We start from the raw sequence: 21,437 nt of genomic DNA, 5'->3' as shown, positions 1-21,437 counted from the left end.
ATCAAACCTTCTCCGCCTGACCACGCTTGCGGGTCCAGGCTTGCAATAAATTAATCGCCAACAACATCACGAACGAAGCTGTCAGCATCACCACCGCAATCGCGGTCGCACCTGCATAGTCGTACTGCTCCAGCTTGGTCACAATAAACAGCGGTGTGATTTCCGACACCATAGGCATATTGCCGGCGATGAAAATAACGGAACCGTATTCGCCGGTTGCACGTGCAAACGCCAGCGCAAAACCGGTCAGCAAGGCTGGCAACACAGTCGGGAAAATCACTTTGGTAAACGTCTGCCAATTGCTCGCACCCAGGCTGGCTGCAGCTTCTTCCAGCTCACGTTCCGCGTCTTCCAAGATAGGCTGCACGGTACGCACCACGAAAGGCAAACCAATAAACGTCAGCGCGATGATCACACCCAGCGGGGTGAACGCAACCTTGATGCCGATCGCTTCCAGATAGCGACCGATCCAGCCATTCGGCGAATACAAAGCGGTCAGTGCGATACCGGCAACCGCAGTCGGCAATGCGAATGGCAGATCGACCATCGCATCAATAATCTTCTTGCCAGGGAATTTGTAACGCACCAGCACCCAGGCCACGATGCCGCCGAATACGGCATTCAGGAACGCACCTATCAGCGATGCGCCAAAACTCAACTTATAAGAAGCCACCACGCGATCCGAAGTCACCGCAGTCACGAATGCATCCCACGTCATCGTGAATGTTTTCAGGAACACGGCCGACAGCGGTATCAGGACGATCAGGCTGAGATAAAAGATCGTGAAGCCAAGCGACAAATTGAATCCGGGTAAAACCCTGGACGCGGTTTGTTTCCTGACAGGAAGGGCAAGGACGGCTGACATATGCTCTCTTATTACAAATATGGCTAACAGGCTGCAATAATTACACTTAGACGTTATAAAGAAAACGAATCTTTTTGCATTTTGTTAGAAGAAAAACGTATATAGAAATCAGCGTTCACTATTAATAAGAACGAGTTGGCCCCATCCGATTTCAGAAATTAGTGCTTGTAATCATGCACTTAAAAAATATTGCATATAAGGCAACGCATGGCCGAGGCCAATGGTCGCGACATACACAAATAAAAAAGGGCGATCATTGATCGCCCTTTCCTTATTAAGCCTCGCGGTGATATCACACCAAATGCTGCACTATGACTTCTTCATACTCACCAGTATCTGCTCACACAACTGACAAGCTTCTTCGAGATGCTGCGCCAGATGCACATGCCGGGAATTGGCTTGCCACTCCTCCATCGCGGATCGGAAGGTAGCCACCCATAGCGTTGCCACCATGCGCAACTCGCTACGACGCTCGGGTTCTGGCCACACCATGATCAGGGTCTGAAGCAGTGCGCGCTCCCACTCTATAAACGATGCATGGAAACTCATCCGTAACTTCTCGGTAATGTGCATCAATTCTTCCATCGCGACGATTTCATCGTTCGCATGCCTGGAAAGATGGTCGTTGAATACCCTGCGTATGAGCTGGAATGGAATCTCATCCCGCGACGCGACAGCGATATCTTCCAGCAACGGTGACCAGCAGCCCCGGTGCCAGGCGACCAGCAGATCTTCCTTGCCCGCGAAATAAGAAAAGAAAGTACGGCGTGAAATTCCGGCCGCTACCGCGATCGCATCCAGTGTCGTCGCGTGATAGCCATGCTCGACAAACAAGCGCATACCCGCATCAACTATGCGTAGATAGGTGTCGCGCCGCTTCTGTTCGCGTAATCCGAGCGTTGCCGACGTATCAATTTGCATATTCGTATTCACCAGGGCTCCTTGCAATTCTGCACTCAGTGCAATAATATTTGCACTGAATGCAAATATTTTACTCAATTTCACCCGCTTTCCTTCTGTTACCCACACTATTTTTCAGCCGCTGTTGCGAATTCCACCCGCACGCCATGTTGTAGGAATAGGCAAAAAAGGTAGCAGTGACCGGGTGTAGCGCAGGAGAGCAACTTGAAGCAAGCAAACATAGTAGTGGTCGGCGGCGGCATCGCCGGTCTGGAAATCGCGAGTTCATTAGGTCGAAAGTTTAAATCCGGCCATGCAAACTCCCCGCTGATCAGCGTACTTGATCGCGATTCAGCACACATCTGGAAACCCATGCTGCATACGATTGCAGCAGGTACGCGCGACATCTCACAACAACAAACCACCTACGCTGCTCAAGCCAGGGATTGCGGCTTTGCCTATCAACCGGGCGAGCTGAACGGCCTGGATCGCGCCAGCAAACAGATATCCATCGCTGCGCTCTACGCGCCGGACGGACGTTTGCTCATCCCGGAACGCACGCTTCCCTATGACAAACTGATACTGGCAGTTGGCAGCCAGGCCAATGATTTCGGCACGCCCGGCGTGCAGGAACATTGCTACATGATCGACTCCAGAGTACAGGCCGATGCCTTTAATCGCGAAGTGCGCCTGCGTATGTTCCAGTGCCTGGGTCTGGATCAGGAGCTATCGATCGCCATCGTCGGTGGTGGTGCGACCGGGGTTGAGCTGGCGGCGGAGTTGACTCAACTGGCTGAAATTGCAGAGAGCTACGGCGCCGTCGGCCTCGGATCAAAAATCCATATCACTTTGATACAAAGCGGCCCGCGCTTGCTGGATGCCTTCCCGGAATCGATTTCGCAAGCCGTCAGGGAAAAGCTGGAAGCACTGGGCATCAAGGTACTGACCAATACACGTGTGCAGTCTGCATCCGCCGACGGCCTGAACACGGCTGACGGCAACTTCATACCTGCGGCCATGTTGGTATGGGCAGCGGGCGTCAAGGCGGCTGAAGTAATGAGCCAGCTGGACGGACTGGAGTGCAATCGCAACAATCAGTTGATCGTCAACAATCGTTTGCAAACCACGCTGGATGATTCCATCTACGCGGTGGGTGATTGCGCCAGCCTGACGCTGCCGGGTGCAACGCGGGCGCTACCGCCAACCGCACAAGTGGCGCACCAGCAGGCCGTTTATCTGATCCGCCATTTCAGCAAGATACTGAACGAACAAAAATTCCCCGACTTCCGTTACCGTAATCTCGGCGCATTGGTCGCGCTGGGCGAATACGACGCCTATGCTTCCCTCGGCCAGTTTGGTCTTTTCAAGAACGGTTTTATACGCGGCAAGATTGCGCAATTGAGCCACGCGATGCTGTACCGTAGCCATCAATCCAATTTGCATGGATTCTGGCGCGGGAGTCTGCTGTGGATGGTCGACCAGCTGAATAAAAAAGTACGTCCTTCCATCCGACTGGACTAATACCCCAAGTTAAACAGGACGTAGCTGCGTAGGAGACAACACTCCCAGCCACGCTACACAGGCGATCACCAGCACCACCAGCGCGGTCTCCGTCAGCAGGCTTCTGCGCAACAAGCTGACAGCTTCGTCCTGATTGCCCGCTTGCATCGCCTGCTCCACACGTGGCCCGAGGAAGAAGCGATTCGCCGTCGCGAGTGCCAGCATGCCTATGAAGAGTGCCAGCTTCACAGACAGCAACATGCCGTACTGCGTGGTGATCAAACCTTTGATCGATGGCCCTATGATCAATAGATAATTGGCGATACCTGTGCTCATCAAGGTCACCACGATCACGGTGCCGAAACGGGCAAATCCGTTTGCCGTCTTGCTCAGCACTGCGGGCGCATCGGGATGTAATCCGGGATTCATCAGCGCCAGTATCACAAAAGAAAACAGCGCGCCGACCCAGGCACCAGCAGCGAACAAATGCGCGATATCTGAAACCAGATGGATCCAGCCTTGCACGCCTTCATTCATTGCAGCATGACCTGACCAGGCCAGTGTCGCCAGCGCGAGTGCCGATAATACTGCCAGCAAACCATAACGGAATCGCGTCCCGGACCTCGCCACCACGATGACACATGCAAGCAAGGCCACCATGCGCAGCATCCATGCCAACCCCATATTGGTACCAGTGATGACCATACCGACTATATGCATGGACAACTCTCCGTAACTCTCGGCACCCGACATCGCCTTGGCCATTACCAGCATGGACGCGACCGACAGCATCAGGCTGAGCACAGCGGCGGCCGCTGTGAAGATGGCGTACTGCCTGTCAAAGTAAGCGAACTTGACTGTTAGCCTTAGCGCATACAGTCCGAATACGGCAATACCAAACAGCGCCGCCATGCTGACGTAGAGACCAAATCGCAATGCGATATTGAGTCCGTCGTCAGCCATGGCTTATTTCACCTGGAAGGAGATGCTGCCTTTGATCGGATGCGTGTCGGCAGAGACTGCGCGCCAGTCGACGCGATAAGTACCAGCGACCAAAGGCTTAGCTGGTGTGATCACCATAGTCTTGTCATCGCTGCCACCTGCTACACCGGCGCTTATCTTCATCGCACCGTGATCCGCCATGCCCGGCATTTCAGTCATGGTGAGTGTGGCACCGGAGAACTTCTTGTTCAGCGTTTCACTGAACTTCAATTCGATAGTTGCAGGCGCTGCACCTTCGGACTTGTCAGCCGGAGTGGACGACACCAGTTCCGGATGCGCAAAGGCCGATGCCGCAAAAAACATCGCTGCTGCAGCGAAAGTAATTTTGCTAGAGAGACGGGAGAAAGACATGAGTATTCCTTTCTTTTAATAATTAATGAAGCCAGACTTAAAACCAGAAACGCAAACCGGCAACAAAGCGTGTTTTGACTGGCTTGCCGCCTTCAGCACGTACGAAGTCTGCAGTTTCGCCAAAGCTGCCGGCACGTTCAACGCCGATGTAAGGTGCAAACTGACGTGTGAATTCATAGCGCAGACGCAAACCTGCGGATGCTTCGGCCAGGCCGCTGCCCAACCTGAGTGCCGGATCGCGTTTGCCAAATGCTTGCAGTTCTACTTTGGGTTCGAGTATCAGTTTTTGCGTGATCAGGAGCTCGTAGCTGGCTTCAACTCGCAGTGCGGTACGTCCACCGCTACCGATATAGGCCGTGGCGTCCACTTCAAACCAGTACGGTGCCAGCCCCTGGATACCAAACGCAGCCCATTGACGATCCGGGCCTTCGCGACTGGAGTCCAGACGCACACCCGCCTGCACATCCCAGTACGATGCAATTGCACGGCTCCACAGCAACTCGGTGCGTGATTCCTGGATCCGACGTTTTTCCGCATCGCCTTCGGCCTTGATGACAAAACGGTTGTAAGTGGTGCCGTACCAGCCTTGCAAGCTGTATGCGGTCGCGTCATTGCCACCGTCGTTAAATCTGCGCTCCAGTTGCTCACCGCGTAGGGATGCAAATGTATGTTCGTCTGCCAGCATCAGACGATCAACACCAGGCACCATGTAATCGCCGTCGCCCAGCTTGATGCCATTGGAATAGGCGTGCGGATCACGCGCATCTGCCGGAGCCGAACCACCCTGCATTTGCATAGCGCCGTGATCCATCGCAGGCTCGGGTGCAGCACCACCTGACATGTCGTGGCCTGCATGCGGATCGGCCGCTGCCGGCTTTGCTTTCATATCGTGACCAGCATGTGGATCAGCAGCATCCATTTGCATTGCGCCATGTCCTGCGTGCGGGTCTGTGCTCTGCGCATATGCGGCGACACTGGCGAAGGACGCGCAGACCAGCGCTACGACCTGCAGATTTTTTGCTTTCAATATCATTTGCTTCCCCATCATTTCTCAGACACCACGACCTCGCGGAACATGCCCGCGTCCATGTGGAACATCAGGTGGCAATGCCAGGCCCAGCGTCCGAGCGCATCGGCCGTCACCAAAAAGCTGATGCGCTGTGCCGGTTGTACCGGCAAGGTGTGGCGACGTACGAGGAATTCACCGTCGGGACTTTCCAGGTCGCTCCACATACCGTGCAAATGCATGGGATGCGTCATCATGGTGTCGTTATGCAGGATGACGCGCAGACGTTCGTCATAACGAAAATGGATGGGTGTAGAACTACCGAATTCCAGCCCGTCTATCGACCAGCTGTAGCGCTCCATATTGCCAGTCAGGTGCAGCTCAACTTCGCGCCCGGGTTCGCGTTTATCTATCGGTCCTGATGGCGTGCGCAAGTCAGCCAGTGTCAACACGCGACGACCATTGTTACGCAAGCCTATGCCCGGATCATCCAGATTGGTACGCGCCATATCGACGCGCATATCAGTACTCGAACCATACTCGGTGCGTGCGTGCCGCGCGGTCTTGGACGGCACTGCCAGTCCGGACTTGGCTGACTTGGAGTCGCCATCCATCATGCTCATGCCATCCATGCTCATCATGCCGCCATCATCCATGCCGGACATCGCACTGTGATCCATGTTCATGCCGCCCATGCCAGCCATGCCGCTATGGTCCATACCTGCCATGCCACCGTGATTCATGCCGCCATGACCGCCCGAGCCATGCTGCATGTCCCCCATCATGTCGCGCATGGTCAGCCATTCAGCCTTGTCCAATGCAGGAACGGGAGCTTGCAGATCTTCGCGTACTGCCAGCGTGCCGCGCGCAAATCCGGTTCTGTCCATCGATTGCGCAAACAGGGTGTAAGCCTCGTCCTTGGGTTCCACCAGGACGTCTATGGTTTCACCGGGACCGAAGCGGAATTCATCTACCGTCACCGGCTCAACATCTAGACCATCGACATGCACTACCTTTAACTTCAGGCCGGGTATGCGCACGTCGTAGAAAGTATTACCTGTGCCGTTGATCATGCGCAGACGCACGCGTTCGCCCGGACGGAACAAGCCGGTCCAGTTACCGGCGGGTGTGATGCCATTGGTGAGGTAAGTGAGAGTCTTCGAAGACAGGTCCGCCAGGTCAGTCGGACTCATGCGCATCTCGTTCCACATCTTGCGTTTGTCAAAGGCTGCACCAAATCCATCACGTGCGGCATCGCGGAAGAAGTCGATCACGGTAGGCTGGTTGTAGTTGTAGTAATCGCCCTGCGACTTCAGTTTGGCGAAGACACGCATAGGATCTTCATCGGTCCAGTCGGACAGCAGCACGACATGATCGCGGTCGGCGCGTATGGTCTCGGGACCTGCCGGATCGATGATGATGGCGCCATACATGCCAGTCAGTTCCTGCATACCGGAGTGCGAGTGATACCAGTAAGTGCCGCTTTGCTGGACCTTGAAGCGATAAGTGAAAGTGGTGCCGGCCGGGATACCGGCAAAGCTGATGCCCGGCACGCCATCCATTTGATACGGCAGGATAATGCCGTGCCAGTGTATAGAGGTGCTTTCTTTCAGCTTATTGTGCACCCGTATGGTGACGGTCTCGCCTTCGCGCCAGCGCAGTGTGGGTGCGGGTAATGAACCATTGATGGTGGCCGCCAGACCCGGCTTGCCGGTGAAATTGACTGGTAACTCTTCCACTACCAGGTCAAATTCATTGCCACGCAGTACCGGCGCTGCGCCGCGACTCACCTGCTCCCCCCGTGCGACGGCACTCAGGACCGGTACCGACAGGCTGGCCAGCACCCCGCCCGCAGCCAGGCCCTGGACAAACCGTCTGCGGCTCAAGCCGGCAGAAGGAAGGATGATGGGTAATCGACGTGACATGTGTAATTCCTCAATAAATCAAACGGCGGATCAAAAACGCGATGGTAGCTATCCTAGGGGGCAACGACTGTCAGGGAAATTACCACTTCATTACATTCCTGTAATGTTGATGTCATCTTCATGCCGGATTCCATCAAGTAGCCGGTTTGACGTGTAAAAATACGCCTGTGCGTCGGCTTAGCCGGACTACCAACAGAGGAAGCAATGAAAATATTGGTCGTGGAAGACGAGAACAAGACTGCGGACTACATCCGGCAAGGCCTGCGGGAAGCCGGGTTCGTGGTTGATGTGGCACGCAATGGCCTCGACGGTCATCACATGGCCATGAACGAGTCCTACGACCTGGTACTGCTGGATGTAATGCTGCCCGATGTGGATGGTTGGCATATCGTCAAATCACTGCGCGATGCCGGACACCAGGTGCCGGTACTGTTCCTGACCGCACGTGGCAGCGTCGACGACCGCGTCAAAGGGTTGGAGCTGGGGGCGGACAGCTACCTGATCAAACCGTTTGCCTTTTCTGAATTGCTGGCACATGTCAGAACCCTGTTACGCCGCAGGAATGTCCCCGCCCAATCAGACCAGTTGCAGATCGCCGACCTGGTGCTCGACCTCGCACGCCGCAAGGCCACGCGCATGGGCCAGCGCATCGTGTTGACGAATAAAGAGTTTGCCTTGTTGGAACTGCTGGCACGGCGTCGTGGTGAAGTACTGCCGCGCTCGCTCATCGCGTCGCAAATCTGGGATATGAATTTCGATAGCAACACCAATGTCATCGACGTTGCGATACGCCGCCTGCGTGCCAAGATGGACGAACCGTATGAGCCCAAGCTCATCCATACCGTGCGCGGCATGGGCTACACCTTAGATATTCCGGATGAGAACTGATATGACTGGTACCAGCGCCGAGAAACGCCGCCCCGCTTCACTCGCGCTGCGGGTCACCATATTGGTCGGCATCACCACCACGCTGGTGTTCATGGCTTTCAACTGGGTGATCGTGCGTTCACTGGAAATGCACTTCGCCGAGCAGGACACCACCGAACTGCAAGCGGTCGCCGGAGCCGTGGTCAAGACCCTGAACGAAGTGCCGCATCAGGAAGGCAAGGATTCCGCTATGGCAAAACAGCTTGCCGCCATCGCCATCGGCCGTCACGGCGTGGCCTATAGCGTGTACACCAAGTCAGGCAGCCCGGTCTACATCGGTCATGGTGCAGACCTGAGCCGCTTGCTCAAGCGCGACAAATTCGATTCTGCCATCAACGACGAGGACGTCGTCATCTGGAAAGACAATGGCAGATCGTATCGCGGCGCAGCGCTGGAAGTCGGACCTGAAGCGACACCTGGCGGCACCCCGTTCATCGTCGCGATCGCGATGGACATCGACTTCCATCTGGAATTCCTGACGATGTTCAAGACCATCTTATGGTGGGCCACGCTAATCGTCTCCGTCATCGCACTCATCGTCGCCTGGTGCGCGGTGCAATGGGGCCATAGGCCGATCCGCAAGGTGTCGCGCGATATCCGCGCCATCCGTTCGTCACGCCTGGATGTGCGGCTCGATCCGACTGAAGTCCCGATCGAGCTGGAAGAACTCGCGGCATCGTTCAACGATATGCTGGGACGCATAGAAGATGGTTTTGCGAAACTGGCCAACTTCTCCGCCGACATCGCCCACGAGCTGCGCACCCCCGTCACCAACCTCGTCATGCAAACCGAAGTCGCACTCAGTCAAAGCCGCTCATCAACCGAATACCGCGAAATCCTGTATTCCAACCTGGAAGAATTCGAACGCATGAGCCGCATGATCAGCGACATGCTATTCCTGGCACAGACCGAGAACGATCCGCACAATCTGCATCTGTCGGAAATCTCGATCGCAGCCATGATCCAGGACTTGTTCGACTACTTTGAAGCGCTGGCCGAAGAAGCCAGCATCACGCTCAAACTGGAAGGACATGCGATGCCTGTACAGGGCGACCGCGAAATGATGCTGCGCGCACTCAGCAACCTCATCTCCAACGCCATCCAGTATTCTGCCCCCGGTTCCACCGTCATCGTGCGTTTGTCGCAAGACAAACAAAAGACCACAGTAAGCGTAGAGAACCCGGGCGAACAGATCGTCAAGGAAGACTTGCCGAAACTGTTTGATCGCTTCTTCCGCACCGATCCTTCGCGCAAGCGTAAAACATCGGGTGCCGGGCTGGGTCTGGCTATCGTCAAGTCCATAGCCGAAGCGCATGGTGGGACGGTGCAGGCGACTTCGGAGCAGACGCGGATTAAGTTTGAGCTCAGCTTGCCGCATATCCAAAAGACTTAATGCGGTGACAGCTGTCACTTTATCGCGGCCCATGATAGCATACGTTTCATATACGTTTTATACATACTTTATATAAACACCAATATCATGGGCATCGTCAAAATCACCGAAGAAATGCATACCAATTTGCGCCTGACCAGCGGCGCGATGAGTCGCTCCATCAATTCGCAAGCCGAACACTGGCTGCGCGTAGGCATGATTGCAGAATTGAATCCAGGTCTTTGCTACAACGAGATCTGTCAAAAATTGATAGAGGCCGAGCAGCAAGCGGGAGCATCCAGTCGTGACATCAACCTCTCACTGGAAAAAAGCTGATGCCTAAAGTTGAAATCAAAAGCGCAGCCGACATTGCGATGCTGCGCATTTCCGGTGGCCTGGCGGCAGACGTCCTGCGCATGATAGGCCAACACGTCAAACCCGGCGTCACCACCAATCAGCTGGATAAGCTATGCCACGATTACATCGTTGATGTGCTGCATGCGGTGCCTATCAACATCGGTTATCACGGCTTCCCAAAAACGATATGCACGTCGGTCAACCACGTGATCTGCCACGGCATACCTTCCGATAAAGTATTGAAGGACGGCGACATCATTAATATCGATGTGGCCTTGACCAAGGATGGCTGGCATGGCGATACCAGCCGCATGTATTACGTAGGCCAACCCAGCATAATCGCGAAGCGCCTGGTCGAAACGACTTATGAAGCCATGCGCGCAGGGATACTTGCAGTCAAACCCGGTGGGACATTAGGTGACATCGGCTATGCAATTCAATCGGTCGCGCATCGTGAAGGATTCAGCATCGTGCGCGAATATTGTGGACATGGCATAGGCCGGATTTATCACGAGGACTTGCAGGTACTGCACTACGGTCAGCCGGGTGCGGGGGTGAAGTTACAGCCCGGGATGGTGTTCACGATAGAACCAATGATTAATGCAGGCAAACGCCATTCAAAGGAATTGGCAGATGGCTGGACCGTGGTGACCAAGGATCACTCGCTGTCGGCGCAATGGGAGCATATGGTGGCTGTGACGGAAACCGGATTTGAAGTCCTGACACCGTGGCCAGACGGCTACGGCGTATACTCACCCATCTCCGCTTGAACAACTTGCACTGCCGCCATGGCAGTGCGGGTCTGGATTGATAGCGGCATCATTGCTCTTTACCTGAGCTGCTCGACATCGGGCAACACCCAGGTTTTCTCGGCAAATTCTTTCTTCGGCCCATACAGTCGGAATAACAACTCAAACTGTCGCTTAGCATCGGTAGGCACCCAATTGGATTGCTTGCCTGCAGGTGCCGTCGGACCAAAGTAAATATCGGTCGAACCGTCTGCATTCTTTTGCACTGTCGTGTCATTCGAAGCAAGACTAGGACGTGACACGCCTTTGATGAGTGCGTGCGTCCCGCGATCATAGGCAGTCACCGACCAGTATTGTTCGATAGGCGCGTTAGGCGGAACCCTGAGGCGATAGGTATTTTTTCCCTGCAAGGGCTTGCCAGCACGATCGACGATATTGATGAGATAGAACTGGCCTGCGCCTAGCACTTTCGCGCTGAAGTAAGCCATGTGGTACATCACCGCACGACCGTCGAGTCCGTATTCATTAGGATCTGCGAAGTTGTTGCCCAGGCCATCGCGCGTTTCTGGTGGAACAGGCACCGACCAGTGCGTCCGCTCAAAGAATGGCGGCACAAAACCACCTTCGTATTTCACGTCTATGACAGCATGCGCCTCTTGCGCAGCCTTGCTCAAGATGGCCTTGGTCTTTGCATCCGGCTTGAAGGGCTTGCCCTTTTCTATGCCCAGCGTCTTCAATGTATCTATCATGACTTTGTCGCGCGTAAGCCACGGCTCTTGCTGCACGAAGCGGTTGAGCAATTCAAAGAAACTCGCATCGTAAGGAATCGTGGCGTCAAACGGTTGGTCATAAGCATCGACAAACACCGTCGCATCCGGATTGCCACCCAGCGGATAAACCTTCACCCTCTTGCCGTGATCGACAGCAGACTTGATGTCGACGTCGCTGCGGCTCTTAAAGTTGGAGCGCAGGATCACGAAGCCACGGTAAGTTTCGGATGGCAGCACGATGTAACCATCCGGCGCTTTATCCTTGTATCCCGGTGGCGTGATCAAATACTTGGCACCCTTGCCCTTATCCATACCAGCCGGACCGACATCAGCCAGCGCGTTCTGCCACGCCACATCGAAGCTGCCAACGATCACATGGCCGGCATCAGCCGGTGGAATTTCCACCACTATCGGGCCGTTCTTCGTGTCATAGAAAGGGTTAAGGTAGATCGTGTCCGGATTGGGCGTCAGCGTCTGGTTTTTCCAATTCACCGGTCGCGACCAATAGACCACCTGATTCAGCTTGGCACCGTTATCGGACGCCGCCTGCAGCATGCGCTCGTAATTCACAGCAGGCATGCCCCACATGACAGCTTCTACTGCCCGGCGGTAGATCGTTCGCTCGACTAGGTCGGCCTTTTTTTCCACGGACGGGGAGTTTGCGCTCCACGCCGAAGTCGAGCACATGGCACATAGCGCGGTCAGGAATGCGACTAGTTTTTTCACGATGATGCTCCCTTTACTTTGCGTACAAAACATCAGTCAGATCGACATGCATGCGTGGCACCCTACTTCACCAATTCAAAGTCAGCCGGTTTCCAAGAACCATTGAAAGCGGCAGCTTCCGGACCATAAATCCGGAAATAGACGAACCAGCCCTTGCCCGGTTTGGTCTGTATCCAGTGGTTTTCTTTGCCCTTGGGTGCCTTGGGACCGAAATAGAGTTCGGTCGCACCAGTCTTGGGTACGTCCTTCAACTCAAAGAGGGAACGCAGTGCAGCCTTGCCCTGGTCCGTGACTACCTGGCTACGTGTTTCCGCATCGTAGACAGTGACTGACCAGAACAAATGACCCGGCACAGGCTGCGGGACAACTAGCTTGTAATTTTTGCTGCCATCAAGAAAAGCTCCGGAGCCATCACGCTGGGCGAGCCAGTACAGCGATCCTGCTTGCGGATCACGACGGAACATGGCCGGTGACGAACCTATGGCCTGGAAGTACCATTTGTCGCGTGCATAGGTATCGACATAGTTGGCGGCATTGAAGTCACCATCCTCAAAGCGCAGCGCAGCCCATTCCCATTTACGATCCGGCCATACGATGCGATCTGCCCGACGGTCGGCAAAGGACTCGACACGCATCTGGGCATTGGCAATTTTTGCAGCTTCGGTCAGAATGCGTTTGCTGCGTTCATCAGGCTGAAACGGTTTGCCCTTTTCAATACCCAGGGCCGCGAGTTCGCCATAGGCATCGCGATAGCCGTCGAATGGCGCTTCTTTTTGTACGACTTCGTTCAGCGCTTCCCAATATTTAAAATTGTTTTCCCAGGCCAGCGGCGTCGAATCTTGTGGCTGGGGCGTCAGGTCTTTCCATGCTGATGCGTTCCACTCCATCCAGTTCGCATCCGGATTGAGTGGTCGTACCTTGATGGTCTTGATACGCTCAATCGCACCAGGCACGTCACCCGCTACCGGTAGTGAGCGTATACCTACCAGCATTTGATACGTCGTGGAACGCGCGATCCGATAACCTTTAGGTTCCTCCCCCTTATAGCCGGGCGGCAGGAACACGACTTTGTCACCCTTGCCCGCTGCCGGACCAGGCACTCCCAGATCCGCGACCCAGCGCTGGTTGATGTCCATAGCAATGCAGATGAGCGGTCCGGCCGGCAGTTCCACCACCATAGGTCCGTTGCTCAGATCGAGAAACAGTGGCGCGTAAGGCGTGTCGGAATTGAGTGTGTAACCTATATGTTTAGGTTGCGTATCGAGGGTACCGGACACCTTGTTGGGGAAGATACCGATCTTTTCATTCCCCTTGAGCATTGCATATCCGGATACCGTCGGATAAAAAATGCGATAGGTCTGGATAGCGCGATTCAGGTCCAGGCTGTCGTAAGCCTTACGTACGGTTTCTGGCGTCGGATAACCACCTTTGAATTTGTAATCATCTGCATATGCAGGTGAACCTGCAAGCACCCCCAGCAGCGTCATGGCAAACAATGAAATTCCGGTTTTCATGCGATGTTTCCTTTCACTTTGTTAGACACAAACAAGCAGGAAAATAAACAGCAGGAGTGCAGTTTACGGACGACCAGCGAGACACACCGCGATGCCGCAGCATGTAGCGAAACTCAAAATAGCAAAATGAAAGAGGCAGTGCTATTGCCTGTAGGGACTAGTGGCATTGCCCTTTAGGGCAGAACTTTTTGCAGACTGGCGTGGGAACACCCCATGAACATGGAGCGCGAAAAAGGAAAAGCCCGCATCCTGGTATGAGATGCGGGCTTTTATGCGAACGGCTAGCAGCCGCTGGCTAGTTACACAAACACCAGTTGCCCTCGCATCGCGGCAACGAAGACGTAGCCGATGAAGGTACCAAGGATAGCGAAAATACCGCCGAGCACGTTCGGTGCCGGGATAGGTGCGCGCACCGATGTGTAGATGAGGCCGGTAACAAGTCCGACAACGGACGCCAGAATTTCGGTTTGACCGAAGCCAATTTCAACCATGATAGTCTCCTGTATTTTTTAAATGAGTGATGGCGTAAGTGCCTTATTTTTTCGGCGCGCCGAAGACTACCGCTTTACGTACGCGCTGCACGATCAGGTAACCGATGTAGGTAAAGATGATCGCGAAGATGCCGCCGAGCACCGGTGGTGCTGGAATCGGCAAACTCAGCCATGAGTACAGGGTGCCTGTGATGAGACCGACGACCAGCGCCACGATTTCATTTCTGCCTACATAGACGTGTTCTACTTGCATGTTTACTTCTCCTCCTGGTTGGTCGGCAATAGTTGCCGCTTAAAATTTTTGCATCTGGCTGGCACCTGACTTGCGTCAGTGCCGGCTCAACTCTTTTACTTCGGGAAAATGGCTTTCTTGATGATCGCGTGTACGCCCCAGTTGCCATCCACCACCTGCGTGATACCAAAGTCGACCGATACCGAGATCAGCGAGATTGCTTCGTCTTCGGTCAGGTCGCGGGTATCCATCAGGAAGCGACGGGTCTTGTTGAAGGCGTCAGTCATCGCGGTATCCAGCGAGGATTTCTCGAGGATCTTGGTTTCTGCGTTGTCGCCGAGTTCCTTCAGGTAGTTAGGTACGCTGAAACCGTGCAAGACCAGCTCGCTTGCTGTTTCCAGCAATGGATAGTCGAGGCCATACAGTTTGGTACCTGGCAGATCCGCTTTCTTGTGCAGGATGAATTGGAACAAGCCGGTCAACGAGCATTCGATCGCCGTGCCACACAGCTCCGCGTCACCTTGCGATGCATGCGGATCACCGACCGAGAACATACCGCCTGCCACTGCGACCGGGAAGAACGCAGTCGCGCCTTTACCCATACGCCAGTTATCGAAGTTACCGCCGGTGTAGCCCGGTGGAATCGACGACACGATGTCTGCTTCAACTGGTGCCACGCCTATCATGCCGAAGTGCGGACGAACAGGGATTTCATAGCCCTTGAGTACGTCATAGTTCGGTTTGATCGAGTTCTTGTCGACTGGCACGCCTGGATAGTCGATGATCGGATGGACGACGCCGAACGGATCGGTTTGCGGTGTCCAGCGATAGTTATATACAGCCTTGGCCCACGATTGTTCGCCTTTGGCGTCGACTTCATAAATCGTGATGACTTCACGGCCTTTAGGCTCGGTGATCAGATTGTTGTAGTGGAAGCCCCAGTTACTCGCAGCATTGGAACCGAAAGTTTTGCCGCGATAGTCAGGGTTGCCCGATGGACGTTGCATGGTATCGACGATGCGCACTTCGAGCACGTCACCCGGTTCCGCACCATTGATAAAGATAGGGCCGGTACAAACGTGCACGCCGATACCACCGCCTGCGCCGAGTGGATGATCCATAGGACCCATGCCGCGACGGTCGACGGCCTTGCTCTTGGCATCCCAATGGAAAATGGCTTCGACGCCCTTGTCGCCCTTGACCATACGGTCAATATCGTCATTCGAGTGATGGGTCACGGTTTCTATCGTGACGTAGTCACCGGATTCCACCTTCAGCAGCGGATCCATCTTTTTGCTGAAGAAGCCCCAGTGCACGGTTTTATCGTTGGCTGGAACGTAGTAGTGACTGACTTGTTCGCCCGCTTTCTTGGATGGCAGTGCACGCTGGGTGACACCGGCCAGGCCCAGGGTACCTGCACTTGGCGTGCCGCCTATCGCGGTGCGCAGGTTCTTACGGGCTTCGGCAAATTCGCCCATCAAATCGGGATCGTTCAGATGCGAAAAGTGGTTGCATCCAGCACTGCAAATATGGTCTGACATAATGCTCGTCTCCTAATTATTTATTCTGATATGCCACTGTGTTGTGGTCTGGTTCAGATCATAGGAGCGCCTGATTTCGGAATCTTGTCTGCAAGCGTACGATTTGTTGTCAAATCCAGCGCTCAAGCGCGTTAAACGAGGATCCGGAGCCGAAAAAGACTATTCCCTGTGCACCTGCAACATCCTCATGCCCGCACGACCATCCCTTGCAATTTTGCAGATATACCTTGGTATATCCGGGGTATGCGCATAGTCAGTAAATAGGGTCTAAGGCACACTGGTTCTAAGCCGACGCGAATGGCAAAATTCATGCCGTTGCATAAATACCGGAACGCAAGCATTTATGCGGCATCGCAATATCGCCGCGGGCTCGTTAGTCGCCCTCATTTTTTATTTGCCCAGGAGCTGAGCATGGACCCCGACTCTAGTTGTAGTCACAACACTCTCCCTATTTCTTTACCACTTTCCATTCATCTGGCTCCTGGCCGGAGGCCGCTCATCGCCTGATCACTGAGCCAGCTTCCTGCCGGGTCCGTACTTAAGGAAGCTGCTCATGAAACACCACATCTACCTCGCACTACGCGCAGCCGTCGCCAGCCGTCGCATCGGCAACCTGCAACAGCTCTTCACCGAACACGGTGTACTCGCATTCACCGAGGCACTGTTGAACTGCTCGCCACGTGTGGCAGCCGATGCGCTGTCCCTGCTCTCCGCGTCGGAACGCACCTCGATATTGCGTCACCTGCCGCAGAGCGCACGCGAAAAACTGCGCCCTATGGGTTTTCAGCTGGAGCAAAACATCACTAATCCCTGCCGCGTTCCGGCGCACCAACTCCGGAGGCAATTCGCATGATGTCCCTACTCGTCACCGGTGTGTACACCGAACTATCCCAAGTCACGCACAACGCGACTCAAGGGAACGGCCCGCATACCTATGTCAAAAAACATACGCGCCCATTCATCGCTGTCATTACGCTGGTATTGCTGTGTATCGCCCTTGCAGGTTGCAATGAACAGCCCGCAAAGGCGGAAACGCATAAAGACAAGGACACAGCAGTCATACGCAAAGGCAGCGTGATAGAAGTATCGGAAGCGTCGCCACTGCGCGCACGCCTGGTGGTCGAAGCGGTAGAGCTCAGCGAGATCGAACGCCCGCTGACTGCACCCGGCGTCATCGAAGCCGTCGCGGAAAAACTGGTCAAGGTTGCGCCACCGGTACCCGGCCGCATCATCCGTTTGCAGCGTACGCTGGGTGATCCGGTCAAGGCTGGCGATCCGCTCTTCACACTCGACTCGGCAGAAATCTCCAGCGCCCGTTCCGAATATACGAAAGCCCGTAACGCACAAGCACAGGCACAGCGTGACTTCGCACGCCAGAAGTTGCTGTTTGATGCTGACATCACGGCAAAGAAGGATTACGAAGCAGCACAGCTGACCATGGATAGCGCCGACAGCGATGCCCATGCGGCAGCGGATCGGCTGGCGCAACTGGGCGTCGCGAAGCAAACCCACTCCCGCAGCGAATATGTACTGCGCTCGCCTATCAGCGGCCGTGTGATTGAGATGGCAGGTTCACAAGGTGGCTACTGGAATGACATCAATGCACCGATCATGACGGTGGCCGACCTGTCCACCGTCTGGCTCACCGCCAATGTGGCGGAACGCGATCTCAGGCAAGTGTTCGTCGGACAAAAAGCGCACATCACACTCAATGCCTACCCCGATCAGCAAGTCGAAGGCATCGTGCGCTACGTCGGCGAAATACTGGACCCGGAAACCCGCAGCGTCAAAGTACGCGTCGCTGTGACCAACACAGATGGACGTTTCCGTCCTGGCATGTTTGCGCATGTAGCGTTTGACGGACAGAAACAGGAAGCACTCACGATACCGCTGTCAGCCATCCAGCAGAACGGACTGGAAGTGCGTGTCTTCATCGAGCAGGGAGCGCACCACTACACACCGCGTACCGTGACTGTCGGCGCGCAACTGCATGATCGCGTGGAAGTGACTTCGGGCCTGAAGCGCGGCGACCGCATCGTCATCAAGGATGGAGTGCTGCTCAATGATTGAACGCATCGTCCACACTTGCTTTCACCGGCGCGGCATCGTCTGGCTGGTGTTTGCTTTCGCCGCGCTGTATGGCGTTTTCAGCTGGAAACAACTACCTCTGGAAGCCTACCCCGACATCGCCGACGTCACCTCGCAGATAGTCACGCAGGTACCCGGTCTCGCAGCGGAGGAAATAGAACAGCAAATCACCGTACCGCTGGAACGCGCGCTGCTGGCCACACCGGGCATGCATGTGTTGCGCTCGCGCAGCCTGTTTGGCCTGTCTCTCATCACTGTGGTGTTTCAGGATGGGGTCGATGGTTACTGGGCACGCCAGCGCCTGCAGGAACGGCTGAATGAAGTCGATCTGCCGTATGACGCCAAAGCCAGCCTGGATCCGTACACCTCGCCGACCGGCGAAATTTATCGCTACACGCTGGAAAGCAATACCCGCAGCTTGCGTGAACTGTCCGAACTACAGTTCTGGACCGTCATCCCGCGTCTGAAAAAAATACAGGGCGTGGTCGATGTGACCAACTATGGTGGCCTCACGACCCAGTTCATGCTGGAACTCGATCCGGCACGCCTGACCCAGTATGGTCTCACCTTGAGTGAAGTGATCGATGCGATCGACGCCAACAATCAAAGCGGCGGCGGCAGCGTCATTGATCGCGGCGAACTATCCTATGTCGTGCGCGGCGTCGGCTTGCTGCGCTCACTGGACGATATGGGCAACGTCGTCATCAAAAGCGTAGGTGGCGTGCCAGTCCTTACCAAAGACCTGGGCAAGCTCACCTACGGCAATGTGGAACGACGCGGCATCCTCGGCAAGGACGACAAGGCGGATTCGATTTCCGGCGTCATCCTGCTGCTCAAGGACAGCAATCCATCGATCGCCCTGAACGGCATCCATGATGCAGTACGCGAGATCAATGACAAACTATTGCCGCGCGGTGTCAAGCTGGTGCCTTATCTGGATCGCAGTAGCCTGATCGAAGCGACCACGCATACGGTAGGCAAGACGCTGCTGGAAGGGATGATCGTCGTCACGCTGGTACTGCTGCTCTTCCTCGGTAGCCCGCGTGCGGCGCTGATAGTCGCACTCACGGTACCGCTGGCGCTGCTATTTGCCTTCAGCTTCATGCATCACGCCAAGGTACCGGCCAACCTGCTATCGCTGGGTGCGATCGACTTTGGCATCCTGGTCGATGGTGCGGTGGTGGTAGTGGAAAACATCTTGCGCCGCCGTGAAAAGCAGGAAGGACAAGCACTGACGCCGCGTGATGCGATCACCGCCACGCTGCAAGTCGCACGTCCCATCTTCTTTGGCATGAGCGTCATCGCCGCTGCCTACCTGCCGCTGTTTGCGTTTGAACGCATCGAGTACAAGCTGTTCTCGCCTATGGCGTATGCAGTCGGTGCGGCACTGGTCGGTGCACTCGCAGTGGCGCTGATGCTGACGCCCGGCCTGGCATGGCTGGCATTCCGCCGCCCGCGCAAGATCTTCCACAACCCGGTACTGGAAAAACTCAACACAGCTTACGCCGCCTTCCTCAATCGCACCATCGGTCAGTGGCGCTGGCTGGCGGCCAGCATAGCCGCCATGCTGGTCACGCTATTGCTGCTGGCCGGCACCATAGGGCGCGACTTCCTGCCCTATCTGGATGAAGGCTCAATCTGGTTACAAGTGCAAATGCCGTCCGGCATCACGCTGGACAAAGCCAGCGAAATGGCGACCGAGCTGCGCAAAGCTACGCTGGAATTCCCCGAAGTCTCCAGCGTCGTCACGCAAACCGGCCGCAACGATGACGGTACCGACTACTGGACGCCTTCGCATATCGAGGCCAGCATTGCGCTGCATCCTTACGACAGCTGGAAGTCCGGTATCAGCAAGCAGGAATTGATACGTCGGCTCGGTGAACGCTATGCGCAAATGCCCGGCTACGCCATCGGCTTCATGCAACCGATGATAGATGGCGTGCAAGACAAACTATCCGGCGCGCACAGCGACCTGACAGTGAAGATCTTTGGCCCTGATCTGGAAGAAGACCGCCGTATCGCCGAGCATGTCGCTACCACCTTGCGCAAGGTGCCCGGTGCGGCTGACGTGGTAGTCGACGTTGAACCACCACTGCCGAATTTGCGCATAGACCTGGATCGTGCGGCAGCGGCACGCTATGGCATCAATGCTTCTGACGTCGCGCAACTGATCTCCACCGGCATAGGCGGCGCCTCCATCGGACAACTCTATGTCGGAGAAAAGAACTACGACATGACCGTGCGTTTCTCGCCGGAGACCCGCGCCAACCCGCAAGCAATCGCCGACCTGCGCCTGACCGCTGTCAATGGCGCCAAGATCCCGCTGGCCGATGTGGCGCGTATCAGTACCACCACCGGGCAAAGTGTCATCGTGCGTGAACGTGGCGAACGCCACATCCTGGTCAAGCTGAATGTACGCGGCCGCGATCTGGCCAGCTTCCTGGCCGAAGCGCAGCCAACCATAGAGCGCGAGGTCGAATACGACAAACAGCGCCTGCACATTGAATGGGGTGGACAGTTCGAAAACCTGCAACGTGCCGAAGCACGCCTGTTCGTCATCCTGCCACTAACGCTGGGCATCATGCTCCTGCTGCTGTTCGGTGAATTTGGCAACCTGCGCCAGCCCTTGCTGGTGCTGGGCGTCGTACCGCTAGCCATGGTCGGAGGTTTTGCCGGGCTGCATTTGCGCGGCATGACATTGAACGTCTCGAGCGCAGTCGGCTTCATCGCTCTGTTTGGCGTCGCGGTACTCGGTGGCGTATTGATGGTCGCCCAAATCAATCGCTTGCGACGCGATGAAGGCAAATCACTGCATGAGGCTGTGCTCGAAGGCGCGACCAGTCGCATGCGTCCGGTACTCATGACCGCCACCGTCGCCGCCTTCGGCCTGACCCCGGCGATGCTGGCCACCGGTCTAGGCAGCGACGTACAGCGCCCGCTCGCGACCGTCGTGGTGTTCGGCCTGATCAGCGCGACTGCATTGACGCTGCTGATGCTACCCGCCCTTTACCAATTGATAGAAGCCAGCGTCGAAACCAAAGCCTTGCTGCGTGCGAAAAAAGCGCAAGCAACAGACGGTGCCAGCGACGAAGTTGGCTCACTGCCTAACAGCTGAATCGGA

General features: G+C 55.5%; 19 protein-coding genes. 8 read left to right on the top strand and 11 right to left on the bottom strand.

Annotation, left to right across the window (positions count from 1 at the left end):
- Position 1: 1 nt before the first annotated feature.
- Together cysT and H7U06_RS05990 are read right to left on the bottom strand one after the other, a co-directional pair.
- On the bottom strand, positions 2-865 hold the full coding sequence (gene cysT / locus H7U06_RS05995) for a sulfate ABC transporter permease subunit CysT (protein WP_175625284.1): 864 nt from the start codon (positions 863-865) through the stop codon (positions 2-4).
- 309 nt (positions 866-1,174) lie between these two features.
- A complete protein-coding gene (locus H7U06_RS05990) occupies positions 1,175-1,798 on the bottom strand; it encodes a TetR/AcrR family transcriptional regulator (protein ID WP_217703444.1) in 624 nt (207 codons plus the stop codon).
- 192 nt (positions 1,799-1,990) lie between these two features.
- Here H7U06_RS05990 and H7U06_RS05985 point away from each other — a divergent pair, with 192 nt between their 5' ends.
- The gene (locus H7U06_RS05985; RefSeq protein ID WP_175625283.1) at positions 1,991-3,286 is read left to right on the top strand and encodes an NAD(P)/FAD-dependent oxidoreductase; all 1,296 of its coding nucleotides are present in this window, start codon (positions 1,991-1,993) and stop codon (positions 3,284-3,286) included.
- 9 nt (positions 3,287-3,295) lie between these two features.
- Here the strand turns inward: H7U06_RS05985 and copD are convergent, their stop codons facing one another.
- Genes copD through H7U06_RS05965 form a run of 4 tightly spaced genes read right to left on the bottom strand, consistent with a single transcriptional unit; the run spans position 3,296 to position 7,549 of the window.
- Positions 3,296-4,228, bottom strand: a complete 933-nt coding sequence (gene copD / locus H7U06_RS05980) for a copper homeostasis membrane protein CopD (protein ID WP_175625282.1) — start codon at positions 4,226-4,228, stop codon at positions 3,296-3,298.
- A gap of 3 nt (positions 4,229-4,231) precedes the next feature.
- A complete protein-coding gene (gene copC, locus H7U06_RS05975) occupies positions 4,232-4,618 on the bottom strand; it encodes a copper homeostasis periplasmic binding protein CopC (protein WP_175625281.1) in 387 nt (128 codons plus the stop codon).
- A 37-nt stretch (positions 4,619-4,655) separates the two neighbouring features.
- Positions 4,656-5,648 carry a copper resistance protein B gene (locus tag H7U06_RS05970; RefSeq protein WP_370458617.1) on the bottom strand — a complete coding sequence of 331 codons (993 nt, stop codon included), beginning with the start codon at positions 5,646-5,648 and terminating at the stop codon, positions 4,656-4,658.
- 14 nt (positions 5,649-5,662) lie between these two features.
- A complete protein-coding gene (locus H7U06_RS05965) occupies positions 5,663-7,549 on the bottom strand; it encodes a copper resistance system multicopper oxidase (RefSeq protein WP_175625280.1) in 1,887 nt (628 codons plus the stop codon).
- 204 nt (positions 7,550-7,753) lie between these two features.
- On the opposite strand from H7U06_RS05965, the gene H7U06_RS05960 reads away from it, so the two are divergent.
- The 4 genes from H7U06_RS05960 (at position 7,754) to map (ending at position 10,975) form a co-directional block, all read left to right on the top strand.
- Positions 7,754-8,437: a heavy metal response regulator transcription factor gene (locus tag H7U06_RS05960; RefSeq protein ID WP_175625279.1), complete on the top strand. Its 684-nt coding sequence runs from the start codon at positions 7,754-7,756 to the stop codon at positions 8,435-8,437.
- Between the two features lies 1 nt (position 8,438).
- Complete coding sequence (locus tag H7U06_RS05955; protein ID WP_254873145.1) at positions 8,439-9,869, top strand: Cu(+)/Ag(+) sensor histidine kinase; 1,431 nt, start codon at positions 8,439-8,441, stop codon at positions 9,867-9,869.
- Positions 9,870-9,956: 87 nt separating this feature from the next.
- The gene (locus tag H7U06_RS05950; RefSeq protein WP_175625277.1) at positions 9,957-10,184 is read left to right on the top strand and encodes a ParD-like family protein; all 228 of its coding nucleotides are present in this window, start codon (positions 9,957-9,959) and stop codon (positions 10,182-10,184) included.
- Complete coding sequence (map, locus tag H7U06_RS05945) at positions 10,184-10,975, top strand: type I methionyl aminopeptidase (RefSeq protein ID WP_217703443.1); 792 nt, start codon at positions 10,184-10,186, stop codon at positions 10,973-10,975. The genes H7U06_RS05950 and map overlap by 1 nt, the downstream gene beginning before the upstream one ends.
- A gap of 59 nt (positions 10,976-11,034) precedes the next feature.
- On the opposite strand, the gene H7U06_RS05940 is transcribed toward map, so the two are convergent.
- The 5 genes from H7U06_RS05940 to H7U06_RS05920 form a co-directional block, all read right to left on the bottom strand.
- Positions 11,035-12,450 (bottom strand): DUF1254 domain-containing protein, encoded by a 1,416-nt coding sequence (locus tag H7U06_RS05940; protein ID WP_217703442.1) that lies wholly within the window; start codon positions 12,448-12,450, stop codon positions 11,035-11,037.
- Positions 12,451-12,512: 62 nt separating this feature from the next.
- Positions 12,513-13,964, bottom strand: a complete 1,452-nt coding sequence (locus tag H7U06_RS05935; protein ID WP_175625275.1) for a DUF1254 domain-containing protein — start codon at positions 13,962-13,964, stop codon at positions 12,513-12,515.
- A gap of 299 nt (positions 13,965-14,263) precedes the next feature.
- A complete protein-coding gene (locus H7U06_RS05930) occupies positions 14,264-14,455 on the bottom strand; it encodes a DUF1427 family protein (RefSeq protein ID WP_175625274.1) in 192 nt (63 codons plus the stop codon).
- Positions 14,456-14,498: 43 nt separating this feature from the next.
- Complete coding sequence (locus tag H7U06_RS05925) at positions 14,499-14,708, bottom strand: XapX domain-containing protein (RefSeq protein WP_175625273.1); 210 nt, start codon at positions 14,706-14,708, stop codon at positions 14,499-14,501.
- Between the two features lie 95 nt (positions 14,709-14,803).
- Positions 14,804-16,228: an acetamidase/formamidase family protein gene (locus H7U06_RS05920; protein ID WP_175625272.1), complete on the bottom strand. Its 1,425-nt coding sequence runs from the start codon at positions 16,226-16,228 to the stop codon at positions 14,804-14,806.
- 553 nt (positions 16,229-16,781) lie between these two features.
- Here H7U06_RS05920 and H7U06_RS05915 point away from each other — a divergent pair.
- The 3 genes from H7U06_RS05915 to H7U06_RS05905 are packed head-to-tail and all read left to right on the top strand — an operon-like array spanning position 16,782 to position 21,431.
- A complete protein-coding gene (locus H7U06_RS05915; protein ID WP_175625271.1) occupies positions 16,782-17,081 on the top strand; it encodes a hypothetical protein in 300 nt (99 codons plus the stop codon).
- Positions 17,078-18,298, top strand: coding sequence for an efflux RND transporter periplasmic adaptor subunit (locus H7U06_RS05910; protein WP_254873144.1), 1,221 nt, complete (start codon positions 17,078-17,080; stop codon positions 18,296-18,298). The genes H7U06_RS05915 and H7U06_RS05910 overlap by 4 nt, the downstream gene beginning before the upstream one ends.
- A complete protein-coding gene (locus H7U06_RS05905) occupies positions 18,291-21,431 on the top strand; it encodes an efflux RND transporter permease subunit (protein ID WP_175625270.1) in 3,141 nt (1,046 codons plus the stop codon). The genes H7U06_RS05910 and H7U06_RS05905 overlap by 8 nt, the downstream gene beginning before the upstream one ends.
- Positions 21,432-21,437: the final 6 nt, after the last annotated feature.

The sequence above is a fragment of the Herminiimonas sp. Marseille-P9896 genome (genome assembly GCF_903993245.1).
In the GTDB taxonomy this organism is placed as follows: Bacteria; Pseudomonadota; Gammaproteobacteria; order Burkholderiales; family Burkholderiaceae_D; genus Oxalicibacterium; species Oxalicibacterium contaminans.
This window is presented reverse-complemented; position numbering and strand designations above follow the sequence as displayed.

Coding starts and splice junctions, on each gene's coding strand:
- cysT (WP_175625284.1), bottom strand. CDS start 865: ATGTCAGCCGTCCTTGCCCTTCCTGTCAGGAAACAAACCGCGTCCAGG.
- copD (WP_175625282.1), bottom strand. CDS start 4,228: ATGGCTGACGACGGACTCAATATCGCATTGCGATTTGGTCTCTACGTC.
- copC (WP_175625281.1), bottom strand. CDS start 4,618: ATGTCTTTCTCCCGTCTCTCTAGCAAAATTACTTTCGCTGCAGCAGCG.
- H7U06_RS05965 (WP_175625280.1), bottom strand. CDS start 7,549: ATGTCACGTCGATTACCCATCATCCTTCCTTCTGCCGGCTTGAGCCGC.
- H7U06_RS05960 (WP_175625279.1), top strand. CDS start 7,754: ATGAAAATATTGGTCGTGGAAGACGAGAACAAGACTGCGGACTACATC.
- H7U06_RS05955 (WP_254873145.1), top strand. CDS start 8,439: ATGACTGGTACCAGCGCCGAGAAACGCCGCCCCGCTTCACTCGCGCTG.
- H7U06_RS05950 (WP_175625277.1), top strand. CDS start 9,957: ATGGGCATCGTCAAAATCACCGAAGAAATGCATACCAATTTGCGCCTG.
- map (WP_217703443.1), top strand. CDS start 10,184: ATGCCTAAAGTTGAAATCAAAAGCGCAGCCGACATTGCGATGCTGCGC.
- H7U06_RS05935 (WP_175625275.1), bottom strand. CDS start 13,964: ATGAAAACCGGAATTTCATTGTTTGCCATGACGCTGCTGGGGGTGCTT.
- H7U06_RS05930 (WP_175625274.1), bottom strand. CDS start 14,455: ATGGTTGAAATTGGCTTCGGTCAAACCGAAATTCTGGCGTCCGTTGTC.
- H7U06_RS05925 (WP_175625273.1), bottom strand. CDS start 14,708: ATGCAAGTAGAACACGTCTATGTAGGCAGAAATGAAATCGTGGCGCTG.
- H7U06_RS05920 (WP_175625272.1), bottom strand. CDS start 16,228: ATGTCAGACCATATTTGCAGTGCTGGATGCAACCACTTTTCGCATCTG.
- H7U06_RS05915 (WP_175625271.1), top strand. CDS start 16,782: ATGAAACACCACATCTACCTCGCACTACGCGCAGCCGTCGCCAGCCGT.
- H7U06_RS05910 (WP_254873144.1), top strand. CDS start 17,078: ATGATGTCCCTACTCGTCACCGGTGTGTACACCGAACTATCCCAAGTC.
- H7U06_RS05905 (WP_175625270.1), top strand. CDS start 18,291: ATGATTGAACGCATCGTCCACACTTGCTTTCACCGGCGCGGCATCGTC.